The sequence below is a fragment of the Paenibacillus sp. 2TAB19 genome, from assembly GCF_052115185.1.
Classification (GTDB): domain Bacteria; phylum Bacillota; class Bacilli; order Paenibacillales; family Paenibacillaceae; genus Pristimantibacillus.
Genome location: NZ_JBFRGE010000130.1, coordinates 1 through 9552, shown reverse-complemented (window position 1 = coordinate 9552; position 9552 = coordinate 1). Strand labels below are relative to the sequence as shown.

The following is a 9552-nucleotide window of genomic DNA, read 5'->3' as shown; positions in this document are numbered from 1 at the left end:
CATATATGGGAACGGGGTATTGTTATGAGTGCTATTCCGATTGGAAACACAAATCCAACTGAGACCGAACTGAAAAAGACAACATCGTCTAGGCTGCGACAGGCCATTTACCAATCGGTATGGAGATGGCATTTTTATGCAGGAATCATTTTCGCGCCATTTTTAATCATTTTAGCTTTCAGCGGATCTGTCTATCTATTTAAACCGCAAATTGAAGGTTTTTTGTACAAGGATATGCTAACCGTTCAAGAGGTCGGAGCATCGAAACTGGCGCCTGAGAGCATCATTGAAAAGACCGTAAAAGCTTATCCAGGTACTTCCATATACTCTGTAACGATAGGCGATACTCCTAAATCAAGTTACCAGTTATCGGCTAGTCGCAACGGTACAGCTACGACTATGTATGTGGATCCCTATAGCGGTCACGTTCTAGGCATGATGAACAGCGATAAGACTTTCACCGCTTTCTTCAAGAAGATGCATAGCGAGCTCGTCGTTGGTGGAACAATTGCCAATCGGCTCGTAGAGCTTGCTGCATGTTGGGCAATCATTTTATTGTTAACGGGTCTATACCTTTGGTGGCCTCGCCACAAAGCTTCTATATGGGGGACTATTCTTCCCAGACTAAGTAAGCCGGGAAGCCGCCTGTTTTGGCGTGATCTTCATGCCGTTCCTGCATTTTGGATATCGATTGTACTGCTCGTGATTATTGCGGGAGGATTGCCCTGGTCAGGGATCATGGGTGGTCAAATCGATAAACTGGCAAACTCGACAAACACGAATACGCCTCCCTTCGCTTATAGCTTCAGCGCTAAACCGGAATCGGTTACCGTTGCTAAAGACATTGCTGAGGATATTCCATGGGCAGCCGAAAGCATACCCGTTCCAGCCTCTATGGCGGGCAGCTATGTCCCGCTAAGTATTAATGAAGTTGAACAAATCGCAACGCGCGAAAACATTCATAAGCCTTACACGATAAGTGTGCCCGCTGGACAAACGGGCGTATATACTATTTCCACATCCCAGCCGAATCCGTATTACAATGCAACCTTGCACATCGATCAGTACAGTGGTGCAAAATTAACGGATGTGCGCTTTGCCGACTATGGGATCATGGCCAAAGCCATATCTTACGGAATAGCGTTCCATGAAGGCACGTTATTCGGACTGGCAAATCAATTAATCGGTTTAGTTGCTTGCTTAGGATTAATTCTAGTAGCACTTAGTTCTTACGTAATGTGGCGTAAGCGCAGACCAGAAGGAAAGTTAGGAGCACCAGCTAAGCCAAAAAGTAATAAAGTAACGATTGGTGTCCTCATTATTATGCTTATATGCGGTGCCGTAATGCCGTTAGTTGGCCTGTCTATCCTTTTCGTACTCATTCTCGATCTATTCATCCTCCGCAGAATAAAGTCGCTTCGGCACTGGTTCTCGGTCTAACGATAGGAGAACAAACTTATGAATATGAACCTACATCGTCTGGTTAAATGGTTATGGCTGCTAATGCTCATCCTTCTGTTCTGCGGATGCACGGTCAAAACTACTGCAACGGATGAGAGCGGTCTCCCCCCTCATCTTACTGTTGATCTGCATGTGCCTGATGAATGGATACTTGGAAAACCAAGCTTATTTTCTGTAGAGGTTACCAAGAGCAGCAAGCCGGTTCAGAATGCGGAGAAAGCCGAGTTTGTCATTTGGCTAGAAGGCAATAAGGAGTCTGCTATTACGATTGCAGCGAAAGAAGAGTCCCCCGGCGTGTATAGCGTTACCCATACTTTAAACGAAGAAGGGCTATATGTTGTTCAATCTCGTATCAACTCTGCTAACGAACAAGTCATGCCTGCCAAGCGTTTTGCTATTGGCGCTCATGCCATAGAGCAGCTTGCAGTGCTGGAAGAAGCACAACGATCCGGAACCCCTGCTGCCCCCGCAGTCGGTCATCATTAATGGACAGACAAATAGATCCCTMGGCCTTGGTGGCCGAGGGATCTATTTTTTATCTTTTAGAACCCGTTGAGCTTTCCTGTTAATCCAAACCACTCAGCGAAAGCAGCCTGGAGGCCGTTTGCGCCTAGCTGTTCGCGAATATCAGGGCCTGAGCCTTCAAGCTCTATCTTTCCGCCTCTTAGCAAAGCAATTCGATCAGCAAGTGCTTCGGCAACCTGAAGCTGATGGGTAGAGAATAGAACAGTCTGACCATTCGCCGATAGGTCCTTCACCATCCGTACAAATGTTTCTATCCAATAGGGATCTAAACCGTTTGTCGGTTCATCCATTAAGACGATCGGGGGTCGAGCCAGCAAAGCTTGTGCGAACAATACACGCTGCCGCATCCCTTTGGAGAAGGAAGAAACGGACTTCTTCCCCGTATCCTCCAGTCCGACCTCCTTGATGACCTCCCCTACTCTAGACTTGGGAATACCACGAAGCGCTGCCCAGAAAGCAAGTGTCTCGTATACGGTCAAGCCTTGGCCAAAACGAAAGTCATCTGGCATATAACCGATCATGTTTGCGTATTTCTTTCGGTTATCCTTCCAGCGTACTCCGCCTACGGTAATACTACCGTTGTCAGGCTGAGCTATGCCGGCAATCATCCTTAGAATGGTACTCTTGCCTGCTCCGTTACCTCCGCAAAGGGCTAAGATCTGTCCTTGATTAACATGCAAGTGCAGATTTTCGATTACAACTTGCTTTTTCAATACTTTTTTCACGTCTTCAAGTTTCACGATAGGTTCAGGCACGCGAACGTCTCCTCTCCCATATGAATTGTGAAATACCGATCACGCACCCAATCCATAATACGGCCACTCCTAGGAAGCCAAGAGTGCCAGAAGGCTGTTTGACCCATTTGATCCAGTCGTAATATTCAGGCCCAAGAATAGAGCCTCCGCCTAATTTGATGACTGTAAATAAACGCGATAGCTCAGCTGGATTCAGAAAAGTAAGGAACGTCACTGCCGGTTCAATGAACATGTACGGCATAAAGCCCAAAGCGGCAATTAGTAACGGCGGCCAACCGATGATGGCGAAAAACCATATCGCAACGCCGATCGTTAAAGCTTGCCAACGATTTTTGGCCAGTGTGCCTACCAGTAAAGAAATGGCGAGAAATAGAAAAGCAACACTAATTGAAAAGACAAGCAACAGTAAATAAGTTTTAGAATCAAAACCTGACCCTGCAACAAAACCAAGTAAGCCAGCAATGCCAAAACCGAATAAAACGATAACAAGAAGAACGACCGCGAGCCCCGCGTATTTACCAACAATAAAAGACCAGGTGCTCAGCGGATATACAGATAATAGCTCCCAACTGCCTTCTTCCTTCTCTGCCGTTAACGAGAATGAACCCAATAAAAGTGACATCAAAGGCAATAAATATAGAATCAAATTAAGTATCGTTCCGGTAATCCCTGAGTAGCCCTGCACATAACCTTGTGCATTAATGAGCAGCAAACACAGCATAAACAGAGCAAACAGTCCCATGAAGGAATATGCCCATGGATTTCGAAATCCAAGCTTCACTTCTCTAATCGCAATATGCACCGTCTGAATCACGAGTGTGATCCTTCAGCTTCATTATCCATCTCCATGTGTTCCTTTGTTTCATCCAAGTGCTCTCTTTCGTTATGCATCTCCATGTTTTCCATGTCCATCATCTCACGATTTACTTCCCATGAATGATTGGCCAGTTCGGTAGAACTCATCAATTTTCCCATTCCTTGTTCGGCAATATAAGCTTGGGCAGTTGCTTCATCTTCGAAAGCAATGACTCCGTATGCCATCGGTGTGACGTATGAAGGATCGTATGCGTAATAGGCTTTATCATACTTGATCCAATCACCGGTATTGTGATCTCGGACAAACTCAGCCCCGACCGTCTCCGTACCGTTATTGACCTTCCACTCGTTCATACAGCCAATATCATCGAATTTCAACGATTGTCCGTCTTTTGTAATAATTTGTGTGGCATAGGGATCATCTTTAACAGACATATTGCATATGACGCATTTATCCGTTTCTTCGTTGATCGCTTGCGGTTTGTATTCCTTGGTACCGCATGCACTTACTAGCAATAAGCCAACAATCATCAAGAAAAATACGCTAATCTTTTTTGCATTCATTTTCTTCTTACCCCCAGGTATATGAAATATATAGCTAAACATAGCAATATGGCTCCAATCCAAGCCGTATGCACAAGAGTAAGTGACGGCGCAATAAAGCGTAGCTCTTGAGATGGCTCCATTAACGGGGATTCGTCCGTAGTCCAAACTTTGCTTTCCGACTGATAAAGACTCTCTAGAAACACCATTCCAGGGGATTGGAAGAAGAGTTGAAAGCCCGGTCGTGCTTTAATTAGACTTTGGAAAAAAGGATTGATCGCATATTTAATATCGCTATTACCGTCTCCATCTGCATCAATTCCTTGAAATGAATCCCAATAGTTTCCTGCCACAACATTGTCCACACTATTTTTGGCTTCGGCATTTGCAACATTGCCTACGAATTGATTGCCAGTCAAATCGTTCTTATCGGCTTCAAGCATTTGAATACCAATGAAATTACCTATTACGGAATTGCCCTCAATCTTGTTTTGAGTGGATTGTTCCACGTATAAGCCAACCCGGTTTCCTTCAACATGATTGTTTCTAATAACCGTTTGATGAGCGTCGAACAAAAGGATGCCTTGCGAATTCACATTCTCGTTTTGTTTGGTAAATTGATTGTCAGTCACTTCGACATCGCGAACGGCCATAATCATTGCTCCRGTAATGTTCAACATACMGATATTATTGCGAATGATCGTCCCTTTGGTATACATGCAATGGACTCCATAACGCAGAAGTTCAAATGTATTAGATTCTATAACATTCTCATCGCTATTCTCCATATAAATACCATCGTGCATCGCCGTAATGGAATTTCCAATAAAACGATTGCCGTTCGATTCATACAAATCAATGCCATTACCTTTATCGGAGAGCTTAACCGGTCGATCTGCAATCCTCCCGATCCACACGATGCTGGTGTTTCGTACCTCTCCGTTGTTAGCCTTTCTCATCTTAATGCCGAATGAGCCGGTACGAATTTGCAATTGGTCCAGCAACACTCCGTTGCCTTGAACAAGAATGGCAGACTGCTTGCTAACCGTTTCGTCAATGATCGTCAATCCAACTAAAGAAACGTTGTCAGCCGTGATTTGAACAGCGGGTTTGGAGGTTGTATTCCTAATAATCACTTCGGCTTCTGACCTATTCTCCAGCTTTAGCGATTTATCGATGATTATCGGGCCGTTATAATTTCCTACCGGTATGACAATCGTGTCACCTGTATGTGCTTCATTAATGAGCTCTTGCAAGGACTTCGTTGATCCATCGGCCTTAATGGAGCTTCCCCCCATTAAGATCGAAATTAATGCACATACCAATATAATTATTACTTTGTTCAACGTTTTCATTGCACGACTACCTGCTTCTTTTTCGTCAGATGTACATCTTCGGTATACAGATGCAGATACACGTCATAAGTCCCCGCCTTCGGAAACGTGAAGCTGCTGCTGAACTCATCTTGTCCTGCATTATTTGCCTCAAGCAACTCGGCTTTCTCGTTCACGCGAATTTCAAACGTCAAACCAGATGTCGATTTGGATAAATTTGCTCCTGGAAAGCTTGCGACTAGCTCTACTGGCTTTGCAGCCAGCGGCGCTTCGGGGTTCGTCGTCAATACGGCCTCGATTTCGGCCGGATCTATCGGTCCTGGCGGAGAATTCGAACATGCCGACATTACAGCGACAAACAAACTCAGCATGATTAGAGCTATTATCATTTTACGCATTAATTCACCTACTCTCATTTAACTTCTTTTTTATTTTAGCAAAAGCACTCTTTCTACCGAATGACTCAAAAGAGCTATACTGCACCATTTAACATACTTACTGCAAAAAATAACTCGAACGAGCCATTAATGTTCATTACGATTACCTTTTATAATGAAAGAAATACCTATATGGATAGTGAGAGGAGAAAATGAGATGTTGTTTTGGTTTATTTTAGGCGGCTTGTTTTTAGGCGGAGGCGCCTACGTTATGATACACGGAGTAAAGCTAGTACAAGAAGATAACGAACTTCAAGAGAAAATTGCAGAAGCTGTTAAACGGAAAGGACAAGAGGAATCACTTTCATGAGTCGCAATAAAATAAGTCCGTATTTAATCGCTGTAATTATTCTAATCYTAGCCTTAGCGGCATACTTGTGTTATTCCTTTCTAAACAACGATAGTAAACTGCCGATTGTGAGAGCTGCACCTGATTTCACTTTGCAAAATATTGATGGTTCCCAGTTTGTGATGAAGGAGCAACGTGGAAAGGTTATGCTAATCGAGTTTATATTCACAAGCTGCCCTGATATATGTCCGGTCAYGACGTACAATATGGTGCTGCTTCAGGACGAACTAATGAAGCAAAATCTTTTCGGAAACAAGGTGCAATTCGCTGCCATTACATTTGATCCGAATAGAGACACGCCAGAAGTTCTAAGYACCTACGCTGATCGAATGGGAATCGATCAATCGGGTTGGAAACTGCTGCGAGGAGACGAAACCTATACGATCGAGAAAGCCAAGGAATTCGGTGTCGCGATTCAGAAGTTCGATGACAATCAATTTGTTCATACGGTCACCTCTCTCATGCTTGTTGATGCTGATCAGCAAATTAGAAAAGTCTTCCGTATGGGCGACGACATGGATAACTCAGTAATTTTGAAGGATATTCACACTCTTCTAAAGGAAAATGAAAAGAAATGAATCTTTAATTAGGGCTTCCCAATGAGTCATCTCGACTTTAGGGAGGCCCTTTTGTGATTTCAGTAATCCGTGAAGTGTATGTTCATGGGATCGTTACAATTAACAATACATTTAGCCACTTTGAGTCATTTTGCATCTTATTGTTAGAGGTGATAATGAGTCTTATAAACGGTTAAGGAGGTTAGAATCGATGAGGCCAGACAAAAGCGTGATTCTGATTGTCAGTTCAGAAAAACAAACGCAAAAACAATTAAAATCGTTATATCAAAATGAAGGCTATTTAACCGACATAACGCCAGACGTACGACAAACTTTACTTAAAACCCACCACAACCATTACAAGCTGATCGTGATTGACCGCTTAACGTCAAGTTACACGAATATTCAGCTTTGCATCACATTACGAAAAAAAGTGAAAACACCAATATTGTTATTCACAGACCTCGGCTCAGAGTCTCAACGTCTGGCCGCTTTCGAAGCCGGTGCTGATGACTGCATGGAAAAGCCTTTGTTTTACGAAGAGCTTCTTTGTCGATCTAAAGCAATTATTAAGCGCTCATCCAAACAAGACGAACTACTAAAGAATCGTAATGCTAACATTCCGTTGCATTTAAAGAGACTGCTCATAGATCCAACTGCGCATCGTATTCTAGTTGAAGGATGCGAGGTATACTTGGCTCTCAAAGAATTTGATCTGCTCTACTATATGGTGCTGCACGAAGGTGTCGTTCATTCAAGATCACAGCTCCTCGAGGCCGTATGGAGACAAACAAAAGCGAATGATTACCGTACGATAGATACGCATATCAAAAGGCTTCGTGAGAAACTTGTACATGTATCCCCCGAAGTGGGAAATATGATCAAAACGGTTTGGGGTGTTGGTTACTTGTTTAGAGATGACAATAGTGAGCTGGATCTGGCACTTGTTTGACTGCAGCTATGACTTTCTGGTGAAAGGGTTTATTTGTAGAATGCGTGCGATAATGAGACGAAAATCCCCTCAGTCTTATTTTTCCATGTCCACTAAAAGCTCGTACACGGATGAGAAGAATCCCATTATTATCAACTCAGCCGTGCGGCAGCTTCAGTTTGGCATCCATATCATACAGCTTACTCGCAGGGAGTTTAGTTTGTTTAGCTATATGCATCGCCACATGAATCAATTTCTTAGTCGTAAGGAGCTGCTTGAACAAGTCTGGAGCGATCGTACCATCCATTACGAACGTACCGTAGATGCTTATATTAAGCGGATTCGTAATAAGATTCAGACAAARAAGGCTCACTCCTTTGCTCTTATAAAGACCATAAGGGGTTCAGGTTATTGCTTACTGGCTCCCTATTCGGAATATCAATAAATATAACAAGGAGGATTTATAATGAAAAAATGGATCATGGCGATTATGGTTGGATTTTCAGCGTTGCTTGGGGTTTTTCTGCTCCTATTCAATCTTCCGCCAAAAGAAAAAGTTTCCGATGTAGACCATAACATTACTATTCCGGATATTCCAGTTGATATTGCAAATGCGGAATCGATCTATAAAAGCAACTGTATGGGTTGTCACGGTGACGAATACCAAGGTAGGATGGGACCTGCACTTAATCAGGTGGGAACGACATTGGGCAGAGAAAAAATATATAAACAAATCGTAAATGGCGGAGGTGGCATGCCGGGTTACAAGGATCGGCTTACGGATGATGAGATTGTGAATCTTGCCAATTGGCTTGGTACCTTTAAGTGAAAAGAAGAACAGCGAGATCTTTTTCATGAAAAAGATCTCGCTGTTCTCGTTTACATGTGATTAAGACCGCGTTCATAAGCATATCGAGCTAGCTGAACGCGATTTTCCAAATGCAGCTTTTGTAATATATTTTTCAAATGATTTTTGACGGTATGTTCCGATATGATTAATTGTGTAGCGATATCCCTGTTCATCAATCCTTTCGATACACAGGATAATATCTCTCGTTCCCTAGGGGTTAGAGGAGATTCTTCCTCCATCGGCCTCTCGCCATGTGCGAATTCGTTTAACAAACGGTGAGCAAGCTCTTGAGACATGGGAGCTTCATCAAAGGCAATAGCTCTTAAATATTCCAACCAAGAGTCGGGCTTTAAGTTTTTAAGCAAGTAACCTTGAGCCCCTTTTTTTAGCGCTTCGAACAGATGGCTTATATTATCAGATACGGTGACCATTACAATCTTTACATAAGGGAACTTCGCCTTTATTTCCTTCGTTGCATCGAGCCCACCCATCCTTTGCATATTGATGTCCATTAAAATCATGTCTGGCATGACTTGCTCTGTCCAATCAATAGCCTCTTCGCCGTTTTGCGCTTCTCCTACAACCTCAAACAAGCTATCCTGGCTAAGAATTGCTTTCATTCCTTCTCGTGCATGAGGATGATCGTCTACGATCAGTACTCGTACAGATTGAGTTGTCATATTTGCCATTTCGGATCCACCTGCTTTCTATGCCTAACCTCAAGCGTGGTACGGCCGGAATCTCTTCGCAAATCCATTTCCCAACCGAGCTCCAATGTTCGTTGTTTTAAAAACTTCAAACCATAACTGCCTTCCTTTAATAAAGGATTGCCGCTAAAACCTTGTCCGTTATCTGAAATAAAGCATCTCCAGCCGGATTCAACAGATTCTAATCGAATGCGAATGTGATTTGCCTCAAAAGCATGCTTCCGAATGTTGTGCAGCCCTTCTCTCAGAAATTCATATAAGCCAATCTTCTCCTTAATGGACAGATC

At 43.2% G+C, this 9552-nt stretch carries 13 protein-coding genes and 1 pseudogene; 7 read left to right on the top strand and 7 right to left on the bottom strand.

The window, feature by feature from the left end:
• Nucleotides 1-24: 24 nt before the first annotated feature.
• Together AB4Z33_RS29470 and AB4Z33_RS29465 are read left to right on the top strand one after the other, a co-directional pair.
• Complete coding sequence (locus tag AB4Z33_RS29470; protein ID WP_442053319.1) at nt 25-1440, top strand: PepSY-associated TM helix domain-containing protein; 1416 nt, start codon at nt 25-27, stop codon at nt 1438-1440.
• An 18-nt stretch (nt 1441-1458) separates the two neighbouring features.
• Complete coding sequence (locus AB4Z33_RS29465; protein ID WP_442053317.1) at nt 1459-1947, top strand: FixH family protein; 489 nt, start codon at nt 1459-1461, stop codon at nt 1945-1947.
• Between the two features lie 56 nt (nt 1948-2003).
• On the opposite strand, the gene AB4Z33_RS29460 is transcribed toward AB4Z33_RS29465, so the two are convergent.
• The 5 genes from AB4Z33_RS29460 to AB4Z33_RS29440 are packed head-to-tail and all read right to left on the bottom strand — an operon-like array spanning nt 2004 to nt 5805.
• Nucleotides 2004-2741, bottom strand: a complete 738-nt coding sequence (locus tag AB4Z33_RS29460) for an ABC transporter ATP-binding protein (RefSeq protein ID WP_442053316.1) — start codon at nt 2739-2741, stop codon at nt 2004-2006.
• Nucleotides 2734-3555 (bottom strand): ABC transporter permease, encoded by an 822-nt coding sequence (locus AB4Z33_RS29455; protein ID WP_442053315.1) that lies wholly within the window; start codon nt 3553-3555, stop codon nt 2734-2736. The genes AB4Z33_RS29460 and AB4Z33_RS29455 overlap by 8 nt, the downstream gene beginning before the upstream one ends.
• Nucleotides 3552-4121, bottom strand: coding sequence for a nitrous oxide reductase accessory protein NosL (locus tag AB4Z33_RS29450; protein WP_442053314.1), 570 nt, complete (start codon nt 4119-4121; stop codon nt 3552-3554). The genes AB4Z33_RS29455 and AB4Z33_RS29450 overlap by 4 nt, the downstream gene beginning before the upstream one ends.
• Nucleotides 4118-5455 (bottom strand): right-handed parallel beta-helix repeat-containing protein, encoded by a 1338-nt coding sequence (locus tag AB4Z33_RS29445; protein ID WP_442053313.1) that lies wholly within the window; start codon nt 5453-5455, stop codon nt 4118-4120. The genes AB4Z33_RS29450 and AB4Z33_RS29445 overlap by 4 nt, the downstream gene beginning before the upstream one ends.
• The gene (locus tag AB4Z33_RS29440) at nt 5452-5805 is read right to left on the bottom strand and encodes a hypothetical protein (protein WP_442053312.1); all 354 of its coding nucleotides are present in this window, start codon (nt 5803-5805) and stop codon (nt 5452-5454) included. Before AB4Z33_RS29440 ends, AB4Z33_RS29445 begins: the two co-directional genes overlap by 4 nt.
• 223 nt (nt 5806-6028) lie before the next feature.
• Between AB4Z33_RS29440 and AB4Z33_RS29435 the strand changes: the two genes are divergently transcribed.
• The 5 genes from AB4Z33_RS29435 (at nt 6029) to AB4Z33_RS29415 (ending at nt 8537) form a co-directional block, all read left to right on the top strand.
• A complete protein-coding gene (locus AB4Z33_RS29435; RefSeq protein WP_442053311.1) occupies nt 6029-6181 on the top strand; it encodes a hypothetical protein in 153 nt (50 codons plus the stop codon).
• Entirely contained in the window at nt 6178-6798 is a 621-nt protein-coding gene (locus AB4Z33_RS29430) for an SCO family protein (protein WP_442053310.1), read from the top strand. The genes AB4Z33_RS29435 and AB4Z33_RS29430 overlap by 4 nt, the downstream gene beginning before the upstream one ends.
• Before the next feature lie 190 nt (nt 6799-6988).
• On the top strand, nt 6989-7729 hold the full coding sequence (locus AB4Z33_RS29425; RefSeq protein ID WP_442053309.1) for a response regulator transcription factor: 741 nt from the start codon (nt 6989-6991) through the stop codon (nt 7727-7729).
• Nucleotides 7695-8153, top strand: a complete 459-nt coding sequence (locus AB4Z33_RS29420; RefSeq protein ID WP_442053308.1) for a winged helix-turn-helix domain-containing protein — start codon at nt 7695-7697, stop codon at nt 8151-8153. The genes AB4Z33_RS29425 and AB4Z33_RS29420 overlap by 35 nt, the downstream gene beginning before the upstream one ends.
• A gap of 21 nt (nt 8154-8174) precedes the next feature.
• Nucleotides 8175-8537: a c-type cytochrome gene (locus AB4Z33_RS29415; protein WP_442053307.1), complete on the top strand. Its 363-nt coding sequence runs from the start codon at nt 8175-8177 to the stop codon at nt 8535-8537.
• 50 nt (nt 8538-8587) lie between these two features.
• Here the strand turns inward: AB4Z33_RS29415 and AB4Z33_RS29410 are convergent, their stop codons facing one another.
• Nucleotides 8588-9238 carry a response regulator gene (locus AB4Z33_RS29410; protein WP_442053318.1) on the bottom strand — a complete coding sequence of 217 codons (651 nt, stop codon included), beginning with the start codon at nt 9236-9238 and terminating at the stop codon, nt 8588-8590.
• Nucleotides 9235-9552: pseudogene (locus AB4Z33_RS29405) on the bottom strand (sensor histidine kinase); the annotation flags it as partial. The gene AB4Z33_RS29410 and the pseudogene AB4Z33_RS29405, both read right to left, overlap by 4 nt.

Excerpts from the sequence above, each read along its gene's own strand:
- AB4Z33_RS29410 (WP_442053318.1), bottom strand. The coding sequence starts at position 9,238 with ATGACAACTCAATCTGTACGAGTACTGATCGTAGACGATCATCCTCAT.
- AB4Z33_RS29435 (WP_442053311.1), top strand. The coding sequence starts at position 6,029 with ATGTTGTTTTGGTTTATTTTAGGCGGCTTGTTTTTAGGCGGAGGCGCC.
- AB4Z33_RS29450 (WP_442053314.1), bottom strand. The coding sequence starts at position 4,121 with ATGAATGCAAAAAAGATTAGCGTATTTTTCTTGATGATTGTTGGCTTA.
- AB4Z33_RS29415 (WP_442053307.1), top strand. The coding sequence starts at position 8,175 with ATGAAAAAATGGATCATGGCGATTATGGTTGGATTTTCAGCGTTGCTT.
- AB4Z33_RS29465 (WP_442053317.1), top strand. The coding sequence starts at position 1,459 with ATGAATATGAACCTACATCGTCTGGTTAAATGGTTATGGCTGCTAATG.
- AB4Z33_RS29470 (WP_442053319.1), top strand. The coding sequence starts at position 25 with ATGAGTGCTATTCCGATTGGAAACACAAATCCAACTGAGACCGAACTG.
- AB4Z33_RS29440 (WP_442053312.1), bottom strand. The coding sequence starts at position 5,805 with ATGCTGAGTTTGTTTGTCGCTGTAATGTCGGCATGTTCGAATTCTCCG.
- AB4Z33_RS29425 (WP_442053309.1), top strand. The coding sequence starts at position 6,989 with ATGAGGCCAGACAAAAGCGTGATTCTGATTGTCAGTTCAGAAAAACAA.